Below are 23,732 nucleotides of genomic sequence, written 5' to 3'. Positions count from 1 at the left end.
CTTAACCCCTCCTTTGCTTTTTTATGGCCTCTTCGAGCGTTAAATTGCCGAGGGCCACCTCACGAGCGAGCTTTGATGATATGGTGATGTTACCACTTATCTCCCTGCTCCGCCTCTTTATATGCTCTATCTCACGTTTCGTGGGTTCCCTCTCCTCTATGAGCTCACCGATACGGACCCGCTTTCCCTCCCGCAGCCCTATGTTTATCGCCGCCACGATGTCCTGAACCCGGGAGACCTCGGTTCCCCCTACCTTGGGGGTGGTTCCCGACTCGTTCACGACGATTACGGGGTAATCGTACCCCAGCAGGTTCGCGAGGGCCTTCAGGGTGAGGGCCCTCTGCCTCCTCGCACCGTGGCCTATCTTGATCCAGGCCCCCGGGTACTTCTCCAGCAGTTCCAGGATCACCCCAACGTCCCTCGGGTCGTTAAGGCGATGAACCTCAAGCACACGGTTATCGGCGACGACGCTCAGGCCCGGTCTCTCCCCGGGGTCAATGGCTATGTAAACCCTTTTAAACCTCTCCCTCTCTTCGAGTCTGGCCAGGAGTTCGTCTATGAAGTTCTCGTCCCTAACGACGACCTTAACGGGGAAATCCACCCTCTCGTAATCCTTCTCGCCCGTTAGAACCACCTCAACGTCGAGGGGTATCCTCTCCCCAACCCTGAGGCTGTGAAAGGGTATGCGGTATTCCCTCAGAACCTTCGTCGCCAGGTAGTAAACCCGGGCGTCGCCCGTTACTATCGCCACCCTCATGTTTTCCGATACGTCTTCACAATTAAAAACCTTTCCAACCGGTTTAATCAAAGATCCTGGGCGGAGGTACCGCCAACTCCCTGGAAAAAAGTTTATGGGCTATTATGGGGGAGCAGGAGGATTGGGAGGGAGCCCCCCAGGAAAAAGAAACGAGAGGATGAGTTCGAGGAAGAACTCGAGGAGGAGGTGTGGGAGCTCGAAGATGAAGACTGGGACTGGGAGGAAGAGGAGGGGTGGTGAGGTTTTGGTAAACATCCACGCTTACGCAACCCATTTATAGAACCGTCTTCTATTTTCTTCCGGTGATAGAATGGCGTTCCTGAAGGTCGTTCCCCTCGAGAAAGCCCGTGAAGTGATAGCCTCTTTCCCGCTGAAACCCGAGATCGAGGTGGTTCCGTTGAGCGAGGCACTCGGCCGGGTTCTGGCCGAGGACGTAACGTCCCCCATCGACGTCCCCCCCTTCGACAGGGCAAAGGTCGACGGCTACGCGGTGAGGGCGGAAGACACGTTCATGGCGAGCGAGAGCGAGCCGGTGCGGTTGAGGGTCGTGGGGGAGATAAACGCCGGTGATATCCCCTCGCTGGAGCTCAAACCGGGCGAGTGCGTTTACATCTCCACTGGCGCCCCCCTGCCTGAGGGCGCGGATGCCGTGATCCAGTTCGAGGACGTGGAGAGGGAAGGAGACGAGATCATCATCTACAAGCCGGCCTACCCGACCCTCGGCGTCATGAAGGCCGGGGCTGACATTCCAAAGGGTAAGACCATTCTCAAACGCGGAACGAGACTGACGTTCAAGGACACGGCGCTCCTCTCGGCGGTGGGAACGGCGGAGGTGCCCGTCTTCAGGAGGCCGAAGGTTGCCGTGATAAGCACTGGGAACGAGGTCGTCCTTCCTGGAGAGGTGCTGAGGCCTGGAAAGATATACGACATAAACGGGAGGGCGATAACCGACGCCATCAGGGAGCTCGGCGGGGAGGCCGTCTTCCTGGGTATCGCGGGGGACAATCGGGAAAGCCTCAGGGGGCTCATCGAGAAGGGAATAGAGTGCTGCGACATCGTTCTCCTGAGCGGAGGCGCGAGCGGCGGAATAAGGGACCTCACCACCTCAATAATCGATGAGCTCGGCGAGGTTAAGGTCCACGGAATAGCGATCCAGCCCGGCAAGCCGACGGTTATAGGGGTGATAAACGGAAAACCAATCTTCGGCCTGCCGGGTTACCCGACGAGCTGTCTGACCAACTTCACGTTGCTCGTTGCGCCCCTCCTGCGGAGGCTCCTCGGGAGGGAGAGCGAGGTCAGGAAGGTCAGGAAAAGGCTCGCCCACAAGGTCTTCTCGGTCAAGGGAAGGCGCCAGTTCCTGCCCGTCAGGATAGAGGGCGAGAAGGCGGTTCCCATCCTTAAGGGGAGCGGGGCGGTAACGAGCTTCGTCGACGCGGACGGCTTCATCGAGGTTCCCGAGAACGTGGAGATACTCGAGGCGGACGAGGAGGTCGAGGTCACCTTCTTCGGTTGATCTCGTCGTCCTTCCAAAACCCCCATCAAAACCTTTTTTAAACTCCTGAACCTTCTTTCCTCGGGTGTTGAAGATGCTGGACATAAAGCTCATCCGCGAAAATCCTGACCTCGTAAAGGGCGACCTCATAAAGAGAGGCGAAATAGAGAAGCTCAAATGGGTGGACGAGATTCTGGAGCTCGATGCGAAGTGGCGCGAGAACCTGAAGAAAATCAATCAGCTTAGGAAGGAGCGCAACCAGCTCGCCGTTCAGATAGGCAAGCGCAAGAAGGCCGGAGAGCCGATAGACGACCTCCTCGCGAGGAGCAACGAGATAGTTAGGGGAATAGAGGCGCTCGAGAGGGAAGTAGATGAGCTGAGGAAGAGGATAGACTACTACCTCTGGCGGTTACCGAACATCACCCACGAGAGCGTTCCCGTGGGCAAGGACGACACCGAGAACGTCCCGGTAAGGTTCTGGGGGAAAGCTAAGGTCTGGGAGGGCTTCCTCGAGAGCTTCAAGGAGCAGAGCCTCGGGAAGATGGATTACGAGCTCCTGAGCTGGAAACCGAGGCTCCACGTTGACATGCTTGAGCTTTTGAAGGGGGCGGACCTCGAGAGGGCCGCGAAGGTCAGCGGGGCGCGCTTCTACTACCTCATGAACGAGCTCGTCATCCTCGACCTGGCCCTGATCCGCTTCGCCCTCGACAGGCTCATTGAGAAGGGCTTTACCCCCGTCGTTCCCCCCTACATGGTGCGCAGGTTCGTGGAGGAGGGCGTCACGAGCTTCGACGACTTCGAGGACGTCATCTACAAGGTCGAGGGGGAGGACCTCTACCTCATCCCGACGGCCGAGCACCCGCTCGCGGGACTTCACGCCAACGAGATACTCGATGGAAAGGACCTGCCGCTCCTCTACGTCGGCGTGAGCCCCTGCTTCAGGAAGGAGGCCGGGACCGCCGGAAAGGACACCAAGGGAATCTTCCGCGTCCACCAGTTCCACAAGGTCGAGCAGTTCGTGTACTCCCGCCCCGAGGAGAGCTGGGAGTGGCACGAGAGGATAATAGCCAACGCAGAGGAGATATTCCGGGAGCTTGAGATCCCATACAGGGTCGTCAACATCTGCACCGGCGACCTCGGCTACGTCGCGGCAAAGAAGTACGACATCGAGGCCTGGATGGCGGGTCAGGGCAAGTTCAGGGAGGTCGTGAGCGCGAGCAACTGCACGGAGTGGCAGGCGAGGCGCCTGAACATCCGCTACCGCGACAGGACGAACGAGAAGCCGAAGTTCGTCCACACGCTCAACTCGACGGCCATAGCCACCTCAAGGGCCATTGTGGCGATACTCGAGAACTTCCAGACGGAGGAAGGTATCGTAAAGCTCCCGAAGGTTCTGTGGAAGTACACGGGCTTCAAGGAGATACTGCCGGCGAACATGAAGGAGCGCTGCTGCGCGGATTGACTCCTTCCCCTCCTCTTTTGAGCTTCCGAGTTCTTGTACCGTATGCAGTCCGTGAGTTTATAAAGGAGTGAACTACTTGTAGTCCGTTGGTTTATAAAAAAATGGACTATGTATAGTCCAAATATTTATAAGGTAATGAACCATACGTAGTCCGTGATTGCGATGATCGAAAGGGGAACGTGGGCCGAAGTACTCCTCGATTACCGCTCCCTGCCCTTCGAGGGAATAAAGCGCGAGGTGGAGGTTAAGGTTCCCAACACCCGGATGGCGGTGGCGATAATCGGACCGAGGAGGGCGGGGAAGACGTATCTGATGCGCCAGCTCATGGAGGAACTCAAATCTGAGGGGGTCAGGGAGGAGGATATAGCCTACGTAAACCTCGAGGATCCGCGGCTCGTCGGAGCTTCCCTCAAGGACCTGATGACCCTTCTCGACATCGTAAGGGATATGGGCGGTGGGAAACTTCATCTCTTCCTCGACGAGGTTCAGGTCGTTGAGGGGTGGGAGCGCTTCGTCCGCTACCTCCTCGATATGGGACATCGCGTCTTCGTCTCCGGTTCGTCCGCAAAGCTTCTTTCGAAGGAGATAGCGACCCAGCTCAGGGGACGTTCCGTGACCGTCAGCGTTTTCCCGTTCTCCTTCCCCGAGTTCCTGAGGGCGAGGGGATTCCGGGTTAAGAGATACCTCTCGAGTGAGGAGAAGGCGGGACTCAGGGCCCTCCTCGACGAGTACCTCGAATGGGGGGGCTATCCAGAGGTCGTGCTCAACCCGCACATGAGGGCAGAGGTTCTTCGGGGAATCCTCGAACTCGCCATCTACCGCGATATCGTGGAACGGTGGGAGGTCCGGAACCTCCGCGCCCTGAGGCTCCTCCTTAAGATCCTCGCCCGCTCGAGCCACCTAACCCTCAATAGAACGTACTCAACGATGAAGAGCCTCGGGATCTCGGTCGGTAAAACGACCATCGGGGATTACCTCGAGTACCTGGGCGACGCCTTCATCCTCCACCGCCTTCCGCCCCGCGTGAAATCCTACAAAAAGGCCGAACTGCTCGGCTTCAAGCCCTACCTCGTGGACAACGGCCTCCTGAGGGTTCTGGGGGTGAAGGACAGGGGTCGCCTGATCGAGAACCTCGTAATGGTCGAGCTCCTCAGGAGGGGCTTTGAACCGGGGGAGGATCTGTTTTACGTCCCCGGCGACGGCTGGGAGGTCGATTTCCTGGCTGGGGACGAGCTGATTCAGGTCAGCTACGAACTCCACCCCCTAAACAGGGAGCGCGAGCTCAGGGCCCTCGCGGAGGCCACAAAGAGAATCAAAGCCAAGGAGCTCACCCTCGTGACCTTCGCCAATGAGGGAACCATCACGTTGAAGGGCAGGACAATAGAGGTCGTCCCGCTCCACGACTGGCTCCTCCGCTAAATCCCCCCGCGCTCCCTCACCTTCCTCCTGACGTTCGGGTCGCGGTCGGCTATGGCCTTCAGCGCCTCCTCGAAGCCCATCCAATCCGGGACTTCCTCGTTGATGTATATCCCGGTTCTCCCGATGCTGTCCCGCCTCGTGAGGACGTGGACGCGTTCCCTGACGATGTCCACGCTCACTCCGAGGATTTTCGCCACCTCGCTCTCCCTCCCAATCACTTCCCTCTCGACGTGTCCTCTCTCGGTGGGGACAATGAGGATTAACTTTTTGTTAACGCCCGGAACGCGCCTCTTAGCCCTCACCTCGCTGATGCCAACCGCCCCGCCCCAGCGGTAGAACTCGAGTTCCCTGTCCGTGGGCTCTATCAGCGGGAACGTGACCGTCGTCTCCTCGTCCACCTCGATGATGCCCTTGATCAGGTGCCACGGCGTCGCCATGACTATCCTCCGTCTCGTGATGAGCCCCTCGAGGGCGAGCTCGATGAGGTAGGCGGGAACCCGGTAGGGAATGAAGATGTCCACGTCGCTGTCCCGCCGAACGTCCCCCCTGGCGACGCTACCGTAGAGCCAGGGATCGAACTGAGCGAGCCTTTCCATTATCCCCAGGGCTTTCTCCCGCTTTTCCCTGAGGTAGCGCCACCTCTTCGGCGAATAGATTACTTCCCTCTCGTCCCAGATCCGAACGACCTTTTCCCTTGGCATCGAGATAGGTTTAACCGGAACTTTTAAAGCCCTACCGATAGCGTTTTATATGGCCTTAACCAGTTTCGGGTGGTGAAAGAGATGCCCGTCCTTGGATTCAACGTGACGAAGATAGAGCTCGAGAAGGTTACCCTCGCGGTGCCTCAGGGCCAGATAGAGGTAAAACTCTCCCCCAAAGTGAAGGAGATGCGCCTCGGGGAGATGCGCACTCCCACGGGGAAGATAAACGGAATAGAGATACTCTTCAGGTACGAGATCGACTACAACCCCAAGATCGCCCAGGGTGCGATTGAGGGGGCGATACTCTACCTGCCCCCACAGAAGGAGAAGATCGACGAGATACTCAACCTATGGGAAGAGGAGAAAAAGATGGACTCCATGACCTTCGCGGAGGTCGTCAACTTCATAACCAAGGAGATCTCGCCGGTTCTCATGATGATGGCCAAGGAGATGCGCCTTCCCTACCACGTGCCGCTTCCGAGGGTCGAGGTAAGGAGGCAGTGAACCTCCACAGGTCATTTATTTCATTGTTTTAAGGCTGGTATATTCCCTCGGCCTCGTGAATTTTCTCCAGGGCCTCCTCGAGTCCAGCTCTCAGCATGGTGTTTTCCGCCAGCTCAAGCCCCCGTGGGTAGGCTTTCCTGGAGAGGTAGTACTCGATGGCCTCTACATCCTCCAGAACCTTCTCCGACTCTTTTGTGGCGGCGTAATATTTGAGAACCGCGCCGCGCACCCTGACGCGGAACCTCAGGCCGCTCTTGATGTCCAGAACGCTCTTGTATGCCTTCATGGCATCCTCCAGTTTTCCTATCCCGATGAGGGCCTCCGCGAGTTCCATGAGCTTCTCCGCCGTTTTCTCATCGTCCCCCCTGGCCCTGTAGGAGCTCACCACCTGGTAGAGCATCCTCGTGGTGTTGAGGCCGATTAACTTGGCCCTGCCGAAGTTCTTGGAGAGGAGATAGGCGTACTGGGCCTTCACGAGGGCACTGGTTGTCCCGTCAAGGTCTCCCTGAGAGTAGAAGATCTTGCTGGCCTTCTCGAAGTTTTTAGCAGCTGTGTCCATCATCTCGATGAAGTGAACATCGTAACCGAATATCGTGTGAATGAAACTGGCGAGCCGATAAAAGGCCTCCGCGGCCCCCAGGAGGTCGTTGTTCTCCAGCTTGGTCTCCGCGACCCTGCCGTAGAGGCTTATCAACGTCTCGGCGAGCCTTCTGTACGACTCGATATCGTTTATGGCCCGGTAATAACGGTACGCGGACTCATAGGCCCTTATGGCCATTGGGATGTCCTCGTTTTCCCTGTAGGAATCGCCGAGGTCCTCGTAAATACCCGCGAACTCCTTTGTGTATTTCATCAGGTTCCCCTTGTCGTTGAGTGTAACAAAAACCTCGAGAACGTTCGAGCAGTACTCATCGAGGACATCGATGTCAACCTCCGGGCGGGACACGTGCTCTTCTATGAGGTCGATGTACAGGTAGGCGGCCTTGAGGAGAGGCGGCCGGGCCTTGTCAACGTCGTTTGTCTTTTCAAGTAGAAGGTACCCGAGGTATTTATACAGTCTCGCGGCGTCCCGAATTTTACCCTCTCTCTCATAACCCCTTGCGGCGCGAAGAACCAGTTTAAGACCGTCCTTAACTTTTCCTTCGTTAATCTTCCTGAAGGCAAGCTCCTCAAGCTCCTCCGGCCCCTCCAGGCCTATGTCCGGTGACAAATTTCCCACCCCACATGATTCGAGTCAGGATTCCTTACCAACTTTAGGGGCCCGGGATATTTAAGCGTTGTCTATGCCCGAACTATCCTGTACCCGGCCGCCTTCTTCAGCCGGTTCATAACTGCGAGGCCGAGGCCCCTCTCCTCAACCCCCTCCGCGATTATCACGTCCACCCCGCGCTTATCAAGCTCCCTGAGGGCCTTGAACAGGTTTCTGGCCACTTCCCTCTCCGTCTTACCGAGGTGGAAGAACTCGTCGGCATCGTGGGTCTCCGTGGCCATGACGCCGACGCGCAGGCCCTTTGAACGGTACTCCTCAACGAGTTCCCCTATCTTTCGCCTCACCTTCTCCCTCGCCCCTTCAACCACCACAACCTGGGCGCTGGGGGAGTAATGCCTGTACTTCATGCCCGGTGAGCGGGCCACGTCAACGGGCTTCCCTTCAACCGCGGGGTGCACCTCCACCCCTCCTACGACCTTCTCTATCTCCTCCAGTGGGAGACCTCCGGGCCTCAGCAGCGTCGGCCTCTCCGAGCTCAGATCAAGGACGGTCGACTCAACGCCTATCTCGGTTTCACCCCCGTCTATTATGCACGCTATCCGCCCGTAGAAGTCGTCCACCACGTGCTCCGCCAGCGTCGGGCTGGGCTTCCCGCTCACGTTCGCCGAGGGTGCCGCTATCGGGGTGCTGGCCCTTATCAGGGAGAGAGCTATCGGGTGGGCGGGCATTCTAACCGCGACCGTGTCGAGGCCGCCGGTGGTGACGTCCGGAACGTCTTCCCCCTTCGGCAGAACGAGGGTTAAAGGTCCGGGCCAGAACCTCTCGGCCAATAGCCTCGCCTCCGGCGGTACCTCCCGGGCGATCCTCTCGAGGTCGTCCAATCTCGCTATGTGGATTATCAGCGGGTTGTCCGCTGGTCTTTTCTTGGCCTCGAAGATTTTTCTAACCGCTTTTTCGTTGAGCGCATCCGCGCCGAGGCCGTACACCGTTTCGGTTGGAAACGCAACGAGCTCTCCCCGAAGTATGAACCTCGCGGCTATCCTTATCTTCTCCTCGTCCACCCCGTCCCGCATGTTGATTACAACCGTCATCCTCTCACCCGAAGCGAGGGGCTAAAAACCTGTTAAAAAGCTATCTCAAAAGGGATTCGTAGACCGCCTCGACTTCTTTAGCGACGGTTTCCCACGAGTAAGCCGAGGCCACCTCTCTCCCCATCCTTCCCGCCTTCGCGTTTTCCTTCGGTTCGAGGAGCCTCTTAACTGCCCCCACGAGTTCGTCAAAGTCCCCGAAGGTCAGGCCGTTCTTGCCCTCGCGTACGAGCTCTGGTATCGCGCTGACCCTCCTCCCGACGGCCGGGACGCCGAGGGAGTTGGCCTCGAGGACGACCAGCCCGAAGCCTTCCCTCCTGGACGGGAGAACCAGGAGCTTGCTCCTTGAGAGTATCGTCCCGACGTCGTGCCTGTAGCCCGTGAACCGGACGTTGGGCGGGGCGAGGGATTGAAGCTTCCGTTTGAGGGGGCCCTCTCCTACCACGAGGAACTTCTCCCCGGGAAACACGCGCGCCAGCTCCACGAAGGTCTCGGGCCCCTTGTAGTCGCGGAGGGCTCCTATGTAAGTTATGTACTCCCTCTTGCCCTTTTCTTCCTCGAGCGGTCTGACGCCGTTGGGTATGACTTTAACGGACGGGGCCCCGAGCGAGAGGGCCTTCCGGGCCAGCCAGTGGCTGACGGCTATGACCGCGTCCGCCTCGAGGAGGCTTTTCTTCACGTAGAACCTACCAAGGGTTAGCTCGGCCGTGTGCTCGAGGTCGCTGCCGTGGGCGGTTACGACGAGGGGCAGGCCCGTTTTCCCCTTCGCCAGAACGCCGGCGAAGCTCGTCGTGCCGACGAAGTGGGCGTGGATAAGGTCGAAATTGAACCTTCTGTGAAGTTCCGCTATCCTCTTTGACCCGAGGAAGGCGAAGCCCGTCCCCCTCAGGCCGTAAACGGGAGGAACGCGAACCGTGTGCACGAACTCCCTCTCAAAGTCCCTCGGTCTCACCGGCCCGTAGGTCAGGACGTGAACCTCGTGCCTCTTCCTCAGTTCCCTGACGAGGTTGTCCAGGTGATTCGCGACCCCACCACCGTGCGGCGGGTAGTGTCCTACCATCAGAATCCTCATCTTAACCGGAGAAAATTGGGGGGGACGTTAAAAAGGCTTATGGTCTTCCCCCTTTTCTTCCCGCGTTTCCGCCACCATAGGAGGTTTTACCCGTTCTCAAAGCCTTCATCCCGTGTCTGATGCGGGGTATGATGTCGTTGAGCAGGAGGGAGTACTGGCCCCTGCTGAGCGCCTTTTCGGCCTGGGCGATGAGGGATTCCAGCTCGCTTACATCGTAGCCCTTTCCCCTGAGGACATTCACCATTATCTCCAGCCTGTGTATCTCGATTTCAAGCCGCATTCTTACGGATCCCTGGTACACGGTTCTCATCTCGCTGTAGGCGCGGGATATGACGAAGTCCGCGTTGAAATCCGCGACCACCGCGAGTCTGTACGCCTCGGAGTATTCGCCGGAATTGTAGGCGTCCCACGCCATCTGGAGGGCTTCCTTAGCCCTCTCAAGCCTCTTTATCGCGGCGGGTACCTGCAGTCCATCGAGGAGTTCCCCGGCACGCTCGGTTTTGTTCTGGACGCTGAGGAGGAGGGCGTGAACCTCATCCCCCTCGGGGGAGAAGGTGAGGATCCTCTCCTCGTAGCCTGAGAAACGTGACCTCATCCAGTCCCCCAGCTTATCCCTGTTGAGGGGGAACGCGGTCCCCCCCATGCCCAGATGGGTGGCCAGGTACCTGACCTCCACTATGCCTCTGAAGCCTTCCAGCGCCGCCATCGTCAGGTTTTCCTTCCCCTCGTCGGTGAGGACGAGGATCGGCTTCCCCTCGAATCCCTGGGGATCCAGCTTCATGGCCTCGAGGTATTTCTCCATGGCGAGGACATCCCGGCCGTTGGAGAGGACGACCGTTTTTATTTCGCCGAACACCGCCGGAAACTCGTCCCTGAGCCCCTCTATCACCGCGAGGTTCGTTTCGTACCTCGTCTCGCCGTACCAGCGTTCGTACGGGATCCCAAATTCCTCCAGGTCCTCCGTGTACTCCTCGGGAACGGCAACGGGGCCCCCGATTATTATGACCCTGTCCGGGTCGATGCTGAGGATCTCGGCGCTCGCCGCGGGATCGTACGTACCCCACGGGCTCACGATTAGTTGGGCCCCGAGGAGGTCCGCCACGTTTTGGGCGACCGCTGAATCGGCCTCGTTGTCGCTCACGAGGATGACCAGTTTCATCCCGCCGCTCGCGCCCCCGAGGGGAACTCCCCCGAGCATGAACATGAAACCAATGATGATTACGAGCCCCTTTTTCAGTATCACGCTCTCCCACCTGCTTTCGTATTGGGAAAAGCCTTATTTAAGGCTTTTTCACGCAATCGTTCGTCCCGGTTTGACCCGAAGGGTGAGGATGAGATGGAAAGGCCCCTGTTTCCCGGGGAGGATTAACGGACGTTCAGAACCGTTTACCCGCGTTTAAAGACCCCGTTGAAGACCCGTTGGGTGTACTCACTCAGGCTGAGGCCCTCGGCTTTGGCCAGCCTCTCGAGGAGCCTCTGGGAACGACTGCCGTACTGGGCGGCCTTCTTCCCGCGCTCCGCTATCTCCCTGGGCAGTCCGAGGTCAACGGCGACCTTCCGCAGGATGGCCTTTCTTACGCCCTCCCCTATCTTCGAGCCAAGGGGCGTTCCCAGCGCGACGGAAACCACGGATAGGTCGAGGAACGGAACCCTGACCTCGACCGAGTTGAGCATGGCTATCTTGTCGTCCCTCGCGAGGTTCCTCTCCCCGAGCTCGAGGAGGTCCCTCTCCATCAACCCGGGGTTTTCAAGGTACTTCGCGTAGCCCCCGAAGAGCTCATCGGCCCCCTGGCCGCTCAGGAGTAGCCTGCATCCATCCTCCCTCGCAAGTCCCGTGGCGAAGTAGAGGGGAAGCCCTATCGCGAGGTTCATCGGATTGGGCTCCTCTATGGCGAAGATCACCTCTGGAACCGCGTCGCGGACGTCGTCCACATCGAAGACCCGCTCTTTGAGCGGAAGTCCCAGGAGCTCACTGACCTTTCGCGCCCACTCGAGGTCGGGACTGCCCTCGGCCCCCGCGGTGTAGAGGGTAACGTCGGAGTAGCGGGAGGCGAGGAGGGCAATGATGGAGCTGTCCAGCCCCCCTGAGAAGAGGATGCCTGTTCTCCTTCCAGTCCTGACCTTGACCGCGTGCGTTAATACGTTCGCAAGGGCGCGCCTCGCCCTCTCCGGCCTCAGGCTTTTCCTCAGCTCCGTGATCGTGAAGACCTTTCTCTTTTCAACGCCCCCGCGCGAGATCACGACGAGTTCTCCCGGGTTAACAGGAACCGCTTCCTCCCCTATCGCCCAAAGGACCTTCCTCTCGGAGGCAAAGAAACCCCTGGGGGAGTAGTAGAGGGGCCTAACGCCCACGGGGTCACGGAACAGGTATATCCTCCCCCCGTCGCTGAGGGCCACCGCGTAGTCCCCCTCGAGCATCGTCATGGCCTTTCTCACGGCCCGCCAGATGTTTAACCCGCCCTCGAGGAGGTACTCAAGGAGCCTCAGGATAACCTCGCTGTCGACGTCGGTCTCGAAGGACACCCCCTTTCCCTCGAGGTAGTTCCTGAGGTGAGAATAATTGTAGATCTCACCGTTGTGGGCGAGGGTTAGTTCGTTGTGGAAGGGCTGGGTGTAGGCGGGAGAGCCGGTCATCGCCAGCCTGCACTGGAGGAGGCCGATGTTCCCCTCGGGGATCTCATCAACCCTCGAGAAGTCGTCCGATTTCATAATTCCCTCGTTCGTCCACACGCCAAAGGAGTCCGGCCCCCGGTGTTTTCCGGCCAGTATCATCCTCACGAACTTTTCTTTGAGGTTCTCACCGACTCCTCCCGCTATCAGGCACATGCTCCCACCACCGGGACTTGGAGGTACGAAGCCAAAAAGGCTTCCCCTTATCCCCTGAAAGCGTTTTCAGGATGTTTTTGAGAAACTGAAAGCCAGTCCAGAAATCGCGGCGGAGATTGAATCAGGTCAAATCGCCGCAGTTGCAGTAGTGCTCATAGCTTAGAGTCTCGAGGTCGTCAAAGCCCTCCCCCGTCCGGGCGGAGACGTAGAGGATCCTCGTGGGCGGTGCCAGCTCCGGGAGCACCGAGCACATTCTGTGGGCGAGGAGGCCCTGCATCGAGGGCTCAAGCCTTAACCGGGAGTTCAGGTAATCGAGATCGTCGAGGTATTTCCTGTAGTCCTCGAGCCTCTCCACGGTGTCGACCTTGCTCATGGCGGGAACGGTCGTGGTTCCGAGGCGCAGTTCTATCATCAGACCAAAGAAGCGGACGAAGCAGAAATCCTCCGGTTTCCTCAGGATATCCGGGCTGAAGAGGTAGACCGTCAGCGGCTCGGGGAGGTTCTCCATCAGCCTCACACCGAACTCGTGGAAGAGAAACGTCTCCATCTGGCCGGGCGTGTCGAGGAGAACGTAGTCCCTCTCATCCTCCAACTTCAGGATCTCGGTGAGATAGGCGGAAACCTTCGGGAGGAGGCGGTCGTAGCTCTCCACTATCGCCCCGTTGGGGCCGTAACCTTCCTCCATGAGCTCCCACGCCGTTACGTCCCTCCGGACATCGACGTCCGGCCTGTACGGCAGTTTCCTCACGCCGGTATCGAGGTTTGCGTAGGCAACCGAGTGGCCGTTCTCCTTGAGGTACCTCCCAAAAGCCGCCGTAAGGGTCGTCTTACCGCTCCCGGCGGTTCCCACAAAGGCCACTATCATTGCATCACCCTTGCCTTGAGGCCTGATATCTTGGATATCCTCTCCGCGAGCTCCATGAAGGCCTTTGCACCCTCCGATTTCGGTTTGTACTCCACCACCGGAACCCCCTCGAGGGTGGCCTCCCTCACCACGGGATCCTCCGGGATAACCGCCAGCAGGGGTACCTCCATGACCTCCTCTGCCACCTCGGGGGTGATCTCTGCCTCGCTTATACCAAGGCGATTGAAGACGAAGCCCAGAATCGCCAGGCCCGCCTTTTTCAGGACCACGCCGACCTTCATGGTGTCTGTGACGCACGGGATCTCGGGGGTCGTAACGAGGAGAACCTCCTCCCCGCTCAGCATCGCGTTCATGGCGTCCATCTGAAGGCCGGCCGGGCAGTCTATGAGAACGAAGTCGAACTTATCCTTGAGCCCCTTTATCGTTCCAGGGAGCCCCCTGGGATCCGCCCTTATCACGTGTTCCCAGTCTATGGCGGCTGGGACGAGGTAAACGTTATCGTAGGTGGTGGCGTACACCGCATCGCTGATCTCGGCCCTTCCCGCGAGGACGTCGTGTATGGTCGTCTCGGCGTCGTCTACTCCCATGACGAGGCTCAGGTTGGCCATGGTTAGGTCGGCGTCAACGGCGCAGACGCGATAGCCCATCTTTCCGAGGGCGACCGAGAGGTTGGCCGTCGTCGTGGTCTTTCCGGTGCCACCCTTGCCGCTTGCTATGGAGATGAGCCTACCCATTCTCTCCCCCCACTTATCCTTCGGCTAAACCTTTATGAACCTTTAGTCGTAGCATCCCTGAATAACGATGGAGAGCTGAATCTTCTGAGGTGAGAGAGATGAGGGTATTCGTTGTGGATACGAGCGTGATAGTTGACGGAAGGCTCACCCAGTTCCTCGCGGGCCTCGAGGAGAAGGTCAGGGTCATCGTGCCCGAGGCGGTAGTGGCGGAGATAGAGCATCAGGCCAACGAGGGGAAGGCGATAGGCCACGTAGGGCTTGAAGAGCTCAAAAAACTCCGGGAGATGGCCAACGAAGGCAGGATAATCCTGGAGTTTTACGGTGGAAGACCGGAGCTCTGGCAGATAAGGCGGGCCAAGGCGGGAGAGATAGACCACATGGTCCGTGAGATAGCCGGGGAACTCGGTGCCACGCTGGTAACCGGCGACAGGGTGCAGAGGGACGTGGCCGTGGCCAAGGGCATCGACGTTATCTACCTGACCGCTAAGAAGGAGGTCAAGCACCGCCTCGAGGACTTCTTCGACGGGACGACTATGAGCGTCCACCTGAAGGCCGGCTTAAGGCCGCTGGCGAAGAAGGGGAAACCCGGGGAGTGGCGGCTCGTCCCGGTGGGGGAGGAGGCTCTAACGGACAAAGAACTCGAGGACATAGCGGACGACATAGTCGAGAGGGCGAAGCGCGACCCCGAGAGCTTCATAGAACTCGACGAGCCGGGTGCGACCGTCGTCCAGCTCAGAAACTACCGCATAGTCATAGCCAAACCGCCCTTTGCGGACAGGATAGAGATAACGGCCGTCAGACCCGTTAAAAAACTGAGCATGGAGGACTACGACCTCAGCGAGAAGCTGTTGGAGAGGCTCAAGGACAGGGCCCAGGGCATCCTCATAGCCGGCGCCCCCGGTGAGGGGAAGACGACCTTCGCCCAGGCGTTGGCCGAGTGGTACGCCGGCATGGGAAGGATCGTCAAGACGATGGAGAAGCCGCGCGACCTTCAGGTCGGCGAGGAGATAACCCAGTACACCGCCCTTGGCGGCAAGATGGAGAAGACGGGGGACATACTCCTCCTTGTGAGGCCGGACTACACGATATTCGACGAGATGAGGAAGACCAGCGACTTCAAGATATACGCCGACCTCCGCCTTGCGGGCGTTGGAATGGTCGGTGTAGTCCACGCCACGAAGCCCATCGACGCGGTTCAGCGCTTCATCGGCAGGGTAGAGCTCGGGATGATACCCCAGATAGTCGACACCGTCATATTCATCAAGGCCGGAAGGGTGGCCAAGGTTCTTACCCTCGAGTACCTCGTCAAGGTGCCCAGCGGCATGAGGGAGGAAGATCTGGCGAGGCCCGTCATAGAGGTGCGCGATTTCGAGACCGGCGAGCTGGAGTACGAGATTTACACCTACGGTGAGGAGGTAAGCGTCGTCCCCGTGAAGAGGGAGGAGAAGGCTCCGGCGCTTAAGCTCGCCGAGAAGAGGCTCAAACAGGAGATAAAGAAGTTCCTGCCGGACGTTTACACGGAGGTCGAGATAGCCAGCCCGCACAAGGCTATAGTCTACGCCGACGAGTTCGACATCCCGGCGATAATCGGCAAGAAGGGGAAGAGGATAACCGACCTCGAGAAGAGAATAGGGATAAGCATCGACGTCAAGAGCTTCGCCGAGCGGGAGGCCGAGAAACCGAAGGAGAGACTCCCGGTCGAGGTCGAGGAGAAGAAGAAGACGATAGTGCTGAGGGTCCCGTCCGACTACGCGAAGACCCCCCTGAAGTTCTACGGCGGGGAGGAGTACGTCTTCACGGCAACGCCGAGCAAGAAGGGCCTCGTCAAGGTGAGCAAGAGCACGCCCATCGGAAAGGAACTAAAGAGGCTCCTCGAGGCGGGAATACCCATCTGGGCGACCGCCTGAGAAAACTTTTTATGGTCCGCTTTCTTCTTTTTTCTGTGGTAAGATTTGGGGGTGTCCTCTGACCGGGAAAATTCCAGGTCCCTGAGGGGTAAAAGCGCCCTGGAATTATGTGGAGCGTGAGGAAGATGAGGGGTGACTACGATACCCTTGAGGCCGTTGGAGCCGTACTGGTAGGGATTGGTCTCGCAATACCCTTCATAGCAGGGGGAGCAGGGCTGGCTTTCGGTTCGCTCCTGTTCGTGATGGGCCTGATAGTGTGGAAGATGGGGGAGACGAGGAGGAAGCTCATGAAGGAGCTCGAATCCCTGAAAAAAGAGGTGGAACTTCTCAAAGCCTCAAGGGACATCACCGATGGCTGATGTCCGGGTCGTCGTGGTCCTTTCACCGGCCGAAGGGTTCGCAAGGTTTTTTAATTCCGCCCCGGGGGAAAGACCATGCTGGTGCTTGCGTCCGCCTCGCCGAGGAGGAGGGAGATACTCGCCCGTTTTGTGGACCGGTTTGAGGTCATCCCGAGCCATGCGAGCGAGGAGTGCAACCTTAAGAATCCAGCTGACTACACCCTCGAGCTGGCCCAGAGAAAGGCCCGCGAGGTTTACTCCCGCGCCGGCGGAACCGTCATCGGGGCCGACACCGTGGTAAGCGTGGACGGCCGCATCCTCGGAAAGCCGAGGGACAGGGAAGAGGCCATCGGGATGCTCAGGCTCCTCAGCGGGAGGGTTCATAGGGTTACGACCGGCTACTGCATCGTCCACAACGGCGGGGAGATAACCGGCACCGTGACCACCGAAGTCAAGTTCCGCGAGCTTGACGGGGATATTATACGGGCGTACGTGGAGACCGGCGAGCCGATGGACAAGGCGGGGGCCTACGGGATACAGGGGAAGGGCGGCCTCCTCGTCGAGTGGATCCGGGGGGACTACTACAACGTCGTCGGCTTTCCGTTGGAGATAGTGTGGAAGCTCAGGGAGCTCGGTTTTGAGGTTTTATCACGTTGAGGCCGTTCTTTTGTTTTAGAATCCAGTTTAAATTCCTGTATTCAGATTTTGACGCATCGAGACGCTTTGGAAAATCGATTTTTACCCTTTTTTATTTGTTACGTATTGTTCTATTTTTTACCTTGGACTGTAACTAAATTTTTTCGGAGTTCGGAGTCGGGCCGTTAGATGTCTGGAAATTGCCCAGATCCTATTGAAGGTGTTTGTTTTTGAGTTTAACGGTTTTTAATCCGATTTTTCGGGTTTTAACGCTCTCTTCTCGCGCTGGAAATCGCGTGGACTTTGTTGTTCATTGTGTTTTCGGGGGTTGGTGGGGTTTTGGAGGGTCATTATCTGCTCTCTAAGGGCGTGGATCCGGGCTTTCTTCAGGCTCTTTTTGTGGTCTTTTCCCAAAAAGCTTAAATATTCGAGCGTTATTATAGTCCCACTGGAGAAACGGGGCGAAAACCCCGCCTGTTGCAATAAGACTCGAGGAGAATTGAAAGATGGCGGTCTTAACCTCATGAACGCCGAAATCGGAACTGTTGCAATAAGACTCGAGGAGAATTGAAAGAGGGATAAAATTATTCTGAGATAAAATTATTCTGAGGTGAGTTGCAATAAGACTCGAGGAGAATTGAAAGTGTTCAGCTCAATCAGCACGTAGCCCCCTGATGCCGCGTTGCAATAAGACTCGAGGAGAATTGAAAGACGTCCTTGTGCTCCTCGAGGTAGTCCTTTAGCCTCGAGTTGCAATAAGACTCGAGGAGAATTGAAAGGTGTGAGTTTAGCCAGTAATTAACGGCCCTCTGGACGGGTTGCAATAAGACTCGAGGAGAATTGAAAGTGGCTTGAAGTAACCGCCCGTATTCACGGGGAGCTATGTTGCAATAAGACTCGAGGAGAATTGATCAGCCTTTTGGGAAAAGGCTGGCGAAAAGGGTGTTTTCTTTTGAAAATTCAAAGAATGATAAGCGTGCACTTTAAAATTGGGGATAAGATAGTGGATTAACCTTAAAACAAGATATTAAGCAGGTTTCACGGTTATTCTGGCGCCCTTCGGGCGCCTTGTGGACAGGAAACCCTGCAAAATGGACAAGTTGAGTGTTAATCCACGCTAAAACACCGAACTTTAAAACCGCACGCCAGTTTTCCGCCATCCGCCAGGATGTTCGAACGAGGATGAGAAGGGCGCTTTGCTAAGTAAAAGACTATACAAAAAACAGTGGGATGGAGCTTCTTCTAAACGGCCGCTCACCCCTCCGCCCTGAGCTTAAGTGAGGTGTGCTCCTGCTTGAGTTCCTCCAGCTTCTCGAGTATCTCCTCGCTCGTTTTCTTGAGGTGCAGCGCGAGTTCCTCAAGTTCCTTTATCCGCTCGTCCAGCTCCCTCTCGCGCTCCTCGACCTCCTCCATCGCCAGCGCGAGGTTCCTCTCCTCGCTCTTCCTGTAGACCTCGATCTTCAGTTTTTCGTAGTCCCACCTGATGGTTCCCTCCTCGATGGTGAAGGGCACGGTAACCCTGATGACGTCGTCCTTGTCAACGCCGAGCTCTCCCAGTTTCTCGAAGATCCTCTGGTTCAGCTCCCCGGCGGCCCTCACGACCTCCTTCGGATCCACCTTCTTCCTCGTAACGGCGAATAGAACGCGTCTGACCTTGTGGGCGTAGCCCGAGGCGCGGACGAAGCCCGTCCTCAGCATCATGACCATCACCGTAATCGTTTTATCCTCTGGAGGATAAATAACTAACGGTGAGAAAATGAACGTCCTCATCTTCGGACCTCCCGGGAGCGGAAAGTCCACCCACTCCAGGACGATAACCGAGCGCTACGGCCTGACCTACGTCTCCTCCGGCGACATGATACGCGCCGAGATCGAGCGTGGGAGTCCCCTCGGAAGGGAGATGGAGAGGTACCTCGCGAGGGGCGAGCTCATCCCCGACACCGTCGTCAACACCCTCGTGATATCGAGGCTCAGGCGCGACAGGAAGAACTTCATCATAGACGGCTATCCGAGGACGGCGGAGCAGGTTCTCGCGCTCGAGAACTACCTCTACGACCACGGAATGAAGATAGACCTCGCCATGGAGATATTCATCTCGAAGGAGGAGAGCATCGAGAGGATCTCCGGCAGGAGGATCTGCCCCAACTGCGGCGCGGTTTATCACATCAAGTACAACCCCCCGAAGGTCCCCGGAAAGTGCGATATCTGCGGTGCCGATTTAATCCAGAGGGAGGACGACAGGCCCGAGATAGTCGAGCGCAGGTACGATCTCTACACGAAGAACATGGAGCCCATAATAAAGTTCTACCGAAAGCAGGGTCTTTACGTGAGGGTGGACGGTCACGGGAGCATAAGCGAGGTCTGGGAAAGGATAAGGCCCCTCCTGGACTACATCAAAAACAGGGAGTCCCGTTCCAGCGGGGAGACGTGAGGAAAAGACGGGAAAAATGGATAAAGGGGTTATGCCCTGTCGGTGGTGCATGATGGCGGTCGCGGAGTTATGCCTCTTCCCCCTCGGAACGGAGAGCCCGAGCGTCGGGAAGTACCTTGAACCGGTGATAGAGGTCATCAGGGCCAGCGGGCTCAAGTACAGGGTCTGCCCGATGGGGACCGTTGTTGAGGGCTCGGTGGACGAGATCCTCGGCCTCGTCAGGGCCTGCCACGAGGCCATCCTCAAAGCTGGGGCGAGGAGGGTCGTCATAAGCCTCAGGATAGACGACAGGACGGACAAGCCGCTGACGATAGAGGGCAAGGTGAGGGTGTGACATGGCGGAGTACTTCGACAGGATAGCCGGCAGGTACGACGAGTGGTACAGGACGGAGACCGGCCGGTACGTTGACAGAACCGAGAAGTGGCTCGTATTCTCGATGCTGAAGTCCAGGGGAGGAAGGGCCCTCGACCTCGGCTGTGGCACGGGTAACTACACGCTCGAGCTGAGGAGGAGGGGCTTCGACGTCATCGGCCTGGACGCCAGCGAGGGTATGCTCGCGGTTGCCCGCTCCAAAGGCTTGAACTGTATCAAAGGCGACGCCTACAGCCTTCCCTTCCCGGACGGGAGCTTCGACCTCGTGCTGAGCGTCACTATGTTCGAGTTCATCCACGAGCCGGAGAGGGTCGTGGCGGAGATAAACCGCGTCCTGAAGCCGGGCGGGGAGGTTCTGATAGGCACGATGAACGGGAGGAGCGCCTGGTTTTTGTTCAAGCGATTGAAGAGCCTCTTCGTGGAGACCGCCTACAGGTACGCCCGCTTCTACACCCCCCGGGAGCTCGAGGACCTGCTAAGGAACGCCGGTTTTAGGGACGTCCAAAGCGCGGGGGTCATCTTCTTCCCCTCCTTCTGGCCCTTCCACGCTCTCGCCGAGGCCCTCGATAAAAAGCTCTACGACCGCTGCAAGGGCATTGCGGCCTTCATAGCGGTGAGGGGAGTGAAGCCTTGAAAAAGATACGCCTGGTGACGCACGAGGAAGCTTGGAAGAGGGCGAGGAGGATAAAAACCGAGTACGAATTTATCCACGGCATCAGGTTTGATCTCGAGAGGGCCGTTGTTCCCCTCGCCGGCCTCGTCCCGACCCAGGCAGAGCTGAGCGAGACCAAGCTGCTGGTGGTTCTCCAGGAGATAAAGCACGGCTACGACGCTCCGATAATCGTCATCCCGTACGGGGGCAGGTACTACATCATAGACGGCCACCACAGGGCCTTTGCCCTCAGGAAGCTTGGATTCCGGGAAGTTGAGGCCATAGTGGTAAAACCCACGAAGGAATTCCTCCCCGGTGTTGTCAGAACGGCAGAAAAAAGGGGACTGAAAAGTCTCGAGGACGTAAAAATAGTGAGGGATTAGCCCTCCCACACCACGTAGCCCTTCTCCGTTATGAAAACGGGCTCCACACGCTTTCTGACTATCACGACCTTGTCCTTTCCGTACTTCTCGTATAACTGATTGATGTAGTTCTCGAAGACACCCTCCGGCATCGAGGCCTCGACCGTTATCTCGTTGTCGCCGGCCTTGACGTTTATGGCCTTCTTTACCGGAACGTAGGCGATGATGTCCTGATGGGGCTCGAGGTAGAACTTCTCTTGATAGATGTCCTTGCCGTTGGGCGCGACGTAGTAGACGACGCTCGCCCGCAGGTAGAGATCAACCACGCGCTCCTCCCTGAAGGCTGCAGTGAGCTTGAGCTCGCCGCTCTTCCCCTCGCCGAGGACGTAGCTGGGGCTGACGTCCTTTCCGTTGACGTAAACGGGTCCGTCCAAAACCCCAACCGGGCCGTCCTGGACGAGAACGAAGCGGTAGCTCGTGGCGTTGGGCACCGTCAGGTTGACCTCGACGGGCGTCTCGTTCAGGTGGTCCATGTTGAGGTTCTCGGCCAGAACCTCCCTCTTCACGATGACGCTGCCGTTGTAGGCCTCGAAGATGAGCGTGGCGTTCTTAACGTCCCTTCCAAATGCCGAGATCCAGAGCCTCAGCCTCTGCTCCCCAAGGGGCAGTTTCCCGCCGCTTAGAGTGCTGTAGAAGGCCTTCCAGGTGCCGTTCTCAAACCTGTCTATCCTGTAAACCGCGAAGGGCCTGAACTTATAGATTGAGACGCCGCCCGAGGCATGGACGAGTTTGAAGTTGGCGAAGAGCTTCTGGGCGTCCCACTGCTCGAAGGAGAAGGGTATCCTGAACGCCAGCCTGACGAAGTTGCTGAAGGCTATCTTCTGGTAGGCCAGCAGACCGTACCCACTAAAGATGTAGAGGACGTAGGGGATGTCGCCGCGACCCTGTATTATCCTGCCCCGCGTGAGGTCGATGGTGAGGGCCGGCTGGTAGGCGTGATTTCCCGTGTTTATATAAACCACCGTCTTCCCACTCTCGTTTGCGTACTGGATGTACTGCGCCGGGAGAACCTGGAACATCGGGTTGTTCTTGTACTCCCCGTAGGTTATCGCGCCGCCGAGGTAGCTTATGGCGTTGAACTTGTAGATGTCCTGCTGCCAGGTTATCAGGTAGTTCAACTCCCAGGCCTCGAAGTCCTGCTCGCTCTCGTTGCCGTAATGCGAGAAGAAGTCCGCGACTATGTAACGCCTGTCGTAGGCGTGGCCGCCGTCCGTGGCGCTCCTCCTGTGGCTCAGGAGCGAGCTCTCTATCCAGTAGCCGTAGTCCCACCAGCTGGTCGCGCTATCGAGAGGGTTGCTGTTGTTCTTGAGCCAGTTGAGCGTCTCCACCCAGTCGGATGGAACGGAGCCCTGGGCCTTCGCGGTGCTCCGGGCCATGATCCCCATGTACTGGGCGCTTATCAGGGGAAGCGGCACGAAGAGGAGCATCAGAAGGATCGCGTAGAGGGCCTTCGTGGTGACGCTCTCCCTCATCTCCTCAACGAAGATGAATATCTCCCCAACCCCAACTCCGGCCAGGAGGAGTATCGCCCCGGAGGCCTGGAACACAAAACGGACGGCCAAGAGGAGGAGGTAGAGGGAACCGAGGTAGTAGGCAACCAGGAATATCTCCTTGTGTCCTGTTGGGTCGTTCCTGGCGAGCTTCCTCACGAACCTGAGCCCCACTATGGCGAAGCCGAGCAGCGAGAGGATGAAGACCATGGCGTCCTTGCTCTTGACGCTGTAGTAAGAGGCTATCGTCTTCCAGTTCGTCTTCGCGAGCTCGGCTACCGTCTGGTAGAGGGGGTTCGACTGGGTGGCGGCTCCAAGGAACTTCGTGAGGTCACTCCCGAGGTAGGCGTAGAAGCCCAGGAAGCCCGCGATGGCTATCGCGGTAACGACCGCAAAGCGGTGCTTCTTGTCGGAGTAGTTGAGGCCGAACCTTTCGCCGTAGAGCATTATCCCAGCTAAGACGGTCAGAGCCACGAAGACCTCGATGGCGAAGAGGAGGAACCACTTTATGCCGATGAAGCCTGTGTAGGAGAGGCCCCAGCCGAGGAGGAGCGAGAGGCCGAAGAGCGGGAAGAAGTCCAGGGTGAAGCGCTTCAGAGATTCCATCTGGCCGAAGATGAAGTACACGAGCACCGTGGTTCCGGCGAAGAGGAGCAGTATGCTGACGCCGAAGGTGCTTCCCGTCCAGACCGCCATGTACAGGAGGCTCGTCACGAGGAAGAAAAAGCCGCTGGTTATCTTCTTCGGGTTCCAATCCTTCTCGTCGAGGTAGGCCATGAGCAGGAAGACCGTGAGGAAGAAGAACATCATGAACGGCCCCTCACCACGGTTGTTGCCCGAGTAGGTCTTGCTGAAGTTGGCGTAGGAGAAGGCCATGAAGGCCGCAGTCCAGAGACCCGCCCAGTCCGAGTGGAGCTTCTTTCCGACGAAGTAGGCCGTTAGTATGGTTACCGCTCCCACGAAGGGCGGCCAGAGCTTGAAGGCCCCAAGCTGGCTGTAACCGAAGACCGAGACCATCTTGTAGAACGCCGCCTGAACCGTGTAGAGACCGAGGTAACCGCCCGCCTTTATCCCGGTCGGCGGGTTGGCGTAGGCGAAGTACTTCGGAATCCAGTGGGTTATCGCCTGCTTATACATCTCGTAGTGGAAGAACGTGTCGGGATCGAGGAAGGTTTTGTAGTTCGAGGTGATGTTCCTTATCCTGAACCCCCAGTAGGCGAGGAGCAGGGCTATAAGCGGCAGGCCGTAGGCCTTGAACCTATCGTAGTATTTGGAAAGGGAGGGATTCCCGTCTTTTTTCTTCCGTTTCTTATCTTCCGCTCTTTTCTCCTTAACCTTCGTCTTCACCATTGG

Annotated in this window: 22 protein-coding genes and 1 CRISPR repeat array; of the genes, 11 read left to right on the top strand and 11 right to left on the bottom strand. The window is 57.8% G+C overall.

From position 1 onward, the window contains the following. Position 1: 1 nt before the first annotated feature. Positions 2 to 757, bottom strand: a complete 756-nt coding sequence (locus A3L02_RS08625) for a hypothetical protein (RefSeq protein ID WP_088863525.1) — start codon at positions 755 to 757, stop codon at positions 2 to 4. 310 nt (positions 758 to 1,067) lie between these two features. Between A3L02_RS08625 and A3L02_RS08615 the strand changes: the two genes are divergently transcribed. The 3 genes from A3L02_RS08615 (at position 1,068) to A3L02_RS08605 (ending at position 5,130) form a co-directional block, all read left to right on the top strand. Continuing rightward, on the top strand, positions 1,068 to 2,270 hold the full coding sequence (locus tag A3L02_RS08615) for a molybdenum cofactor synthesis domain-containing protein (protein WP_088863523.1): 1,203 nt from the start codon (positions 1,068 to 1,070) through the stop codon (positions 2,268 to 2,270). A 73-nt stretch (positions 2,271 to 2,343) separates the two neighbouring features. Continuing rightward, on the top strand, positions 2,344 to 3,711 hold the full coding sequence (gene serS, locus A3L02_RS08610) for a serine--tRNA ligase (RefSeq protein WP_088863522.1): 1,368 nt from the start codon (positions 2,344 to 2,346) through the stop codon (positions 3,709 to 3,711). A 162-nt stretch (positions 3,712 to 3,873) separates the two neighbouring features. Then, positions 3,874 to 5,130 (top strand): ATP-binding protein, encoded by a 1,257-nt coding sequence (locus A3L02_RS08605; protein ID WP_088863521.1) that lies wholly within the window; start codon positions 3,874 to 3,876, stop codon positions 5,128 to 5,130. Here the strand turns inward: A3L02_RS08605 and A3L02_RS08600 are convergent. Further along, positions 5,127 to 5,831, bottom strand: coding sequence for a nucleotidyltransferase domain-containing protein (locus A3L02_RS08600; RefSeq protein WP_088863520.1), 705 nt, complete (start codon positions 5,829 to 5,831; stop codon positions 5,127 to 5,129). The genes A3L02_RS08605 and A3L02_RS08600 overlap by 4 nt on opposite strands. 81 nt (positions 5,832 to 5,912) lie before the next feature. On the opposite strand from A3L02_RS08600, the gene A3L02_RS08595 reads away from it, so the two are divergent. Next, complete coding sequence (locus A3L02_RS08595) at positions 5,913 to 6,335, top strand: hypothetical protein (RefSeq protein WP_088863519.1); 423 nt, start codon at positions 5,913 to 5,915, stop codon at positions 6,333 to 6,335. Between the two features lie 28 nt (positions 6,336 to 6,363). Here A3L02_RS08595 and A3L02_RS08590 read toward each other — a convergent pair whose 3' ends face one another. From A3L02_RS08590 to minD, 7 genes are all read right to left on the bottom strand, one after another. Then, the gene (locus A3L02_RS08590) at positions 6,364 to 7,554 is read right to left on the bottom strand and encodes a hypothetical protein (protein WP_394335145.1); all 1,191 of its coding nucleotides are present in this window, start codon (positions 7,552 to 7,554) and stop codon (positions 6,364 to 6,366) included. 62 nt (positions 7,555 to 7,616) lie between these two features. Further along, positions 7,617 to 8,636 carry an L-threonylcarbamoyladenylate synthase gene (locus tag A3L02_RS08585; protein ID WP_088863518.1) on the bottom strand — a complete coding sequence of 340 codons (1,020 nt, stop codon included), beginning with the start codon at positions 8,634 to 8,636 and terminating at the stop codon, positions 7,617 to 7,619. Positions 8,637 to 8,676: 40 nt separating this feature from the next. Continuing rightward, complete coding sequence (locus A3L02_RS08580; RefSeq protein WP_088863517.1) at positions 8,677 to 9,705, bottom strand: glycosyltransferase family 4 protein; 1,029 nt, start codon at positions 9,703 to 9,705, stop codon at positions 8,677 to 8,679. A 37-nt stretch (positions 9,706 to 9,742) separates the two neighbouring features. Continuing rightward, positions 9,743 to 10,948: a cell wall-binding repeat-containing protein gene (locus tag A3L02_RS08575; RefSeq protein ID WP_088863516.1), complete on the bottom strand. Its 1,206-nt coding sequence runs from the start codon at positions 10,946 to 10,948 to the stop codon at positions 9,743 to 9,745. Between the two features lie 143 nt (positions 10,949 to 11,091). Continuing rightward, on the bottom strand, positions 11,092 to 12,531 hold the full coding sequence (gene asnB, locus A3L02_RS08570) for an asparagine synthase (glutamine-hydrolyzing) (RefSeq protein ID WP_088863515.1): 1,440 nt from the start codon (positions 12,529 to 12,531) through the stop codon (positions 11,092 to 11,094). 121 nt (positions 12,532 to 12,652) lie between these two features. Next, positions 12,653 to 13,396 (bottom strand): ATP/GTP-binding protein, encoded by a 744-nt coding sequence (locus tag A3L02_RS08565; RefSeq protein WP_088863514.1) that lies wholly within the window; start codon positions 13,394 to 13,396, stop codon positions 12,653 to 12,655. Then, complete coding sequence (minD, locus tag A3L02_RS08560) at positions 13,393 to 14,130, bottom strand: cell division ATPase MinD (RefSeq protein WP_088863513.1); 738 nt, start codon at positions 14,128 to 14,130, stop codon at positions 13,393 to 13,395. Before minD ends, A3L02_RS08565 begins: the two co-directional genes overlap by 4 nt. A gap of 98 nt (positions 14,131 to 14,228) precedes the next feature. Here minD and A3L02_RS08555 point away from each other — a divergent pair, with 98 nt between their 5' ends. The 3 genes from A3L02_RS08555 to A3L02_RS08545 all read left to right on the top strand — a co-directional run bounded on the left by A3L02_RS08555 (position 14,229) and on the right by A3L02_RS08545 (position 17,032). Beyond that, positions 14,229 to 16,037, top strand: coding sequence for a PINc/VapC family ATPase (locus A3L02_RS08555; RefSeq protein WP_088863512.1), 1,809 nt, complete (start codon positions 14,229 to 14,231; stop codon positions 16,035 to 16,037). Between the two features lie 116 nt (positions 16,038 to 16,153). Continuing rightward, on the top strand, positions 16,154 to 16,396 hold the full coding sequence (locus tag A3L02_RS08550; RefSeq protein ID WP_394335144.1) for a hypothetical protein: 243 nt from the start codon (positions 16,154 to 16,156) through the stop codon (positions 16,394 to 16,396). 75 nt (positions 16,397 to 16,471) lie between these two features. Further along, positions 16,472 to 17,032 carry a Maf-like protein gene (locus A3L02_RS08545; protein WP_088863511.1) on the top strand — a complete coding sequence of 187 codons (561 nt, stop codon included), beginning with the start codon at positions 16,472 to 16,474 and terminating at the stop codon, positions 17,030 to 17,032. 455 nt (positions 17,033 to 17,487) lie between these two features. After that, positions 17,488 to 17,925: a CRISPR direct-repeat array (repeat unit 30 nt; unit sequence GTTGCAATAAGACTCGAGGAGAATTGAAAG). 340 nt (positions 17,926 to 18,265) lie between these two features. Here the strand turns inward: A3L02_RS08545 and A3L02_RS08540 are convergent. Continuing rightward, the gene (locus tag A3L02_RS08540; RefSeq protein ID WP_088863510.1) at positions 18,266 to 18,712 is read right to left on the bottom strand and encodes a single- stranded DNA-binding family protein; all 447 of its coding nucleotides are present in this window, start codon (positions 18,710 to 18,712) and stop codon (positions 18,266 to 18,268) included. A 55-nt stretch (positions 18,713 to 18,767) separates the two neighbouring features. On the opposite strand from A3L02_RS08540, the gene A3L02_RS08535 reads away from it, so the two are divergent. Genes A3L02_RS08535 through A3L02_RS08520 form a run of 4 tightly spaced genes read left to right on the top strand, consistent with a single transcriptional unit; the run spans position 18,768 to position 20,850 of the window. Then, the gene (locus A3L02_RS08535) at positions 18,768 to 19,442 is read left to right on the top strand and encodes an adenylate kinase (protein ID WP_088863509.1); all 675 of its coding nucleotides are present in this window, start codon (positions 18,768 to 18,770) and stop codon (positions 19,440 to 19,442) included. A gap of 52 nt (positions 19,443 to 19,494) precedes the next feature. Then, a complete protein-coding gene (locus A3L02_RS08530) occupies positions 19,495 to 19,776 on the top strand; it encodes an MTH1187 family thiamine-binding protein (RefSeq protein ID WP_088863508.1) in 282 nt (93 codons plus the stop codon). 1 nt (position 19,777) lies between these two features. After that, positions 19,778 to 20,449, top strand: a complete 672-nt coding sequence (locus tag A3L02_RS08525; protein ID WP_088863507.1) for a class I SAM-dependent methyltransferase — start codon at positions 19,778 to 19,780, stop codon at positions 20,447 to 20,449. After that, on the top strand, positions 20,446 to 20,850 hold the full coding sequence (locus A3L02_RS08520) for a ParB/RepB/Spo0J family partition protein (RefSeq protein WP_088863506.1): 405 nt from the start codon (positions 20,446 to 20,448) through the stop codon (positions 20,848 to 20,850). Before A3L02_RS08525 ends, A3L02_RS08520 begins: the two co-directional genes overlap by 4 nt. Here the strand turns inward: A3L02_RS08520 and A3L02_RS08515 are convergent. Continuing rightward, a complete protein-coding gene (locus tag A3L02_RS08515) occupies positions 20,847 to 23,729 on the bottom strand; it encodes a peptide transporter (RefSeq protein ID WP_088863505.1) in 2,883 nt (960 codons plus the stop codon). The two genes, A3L02_RS08520 and A3L02_RS08515, sit on opposite strands and share 4 nt — an antisense overlap. Positions 23,730 to 23,732: the final 3 nt, after the last annotated feature.

Origin of the sequence: Thermococcus celer Vu 13 = JCM 8558 (genome assembly GCF_002214365.1) — an archaeon.
In the GTDB taxonomy this organism is placed as follows: Archaea; Methanobacteriota_B; Thermococci; order Thermococcales; family Thermococcaceae; genus Thermococcus; species Thermococcus celer.
The sequence above is the reverse complement of the archived record's forward strand: the minus strand, read 5'-3'. Positions and strand labels throughout refer to the sequence as shown.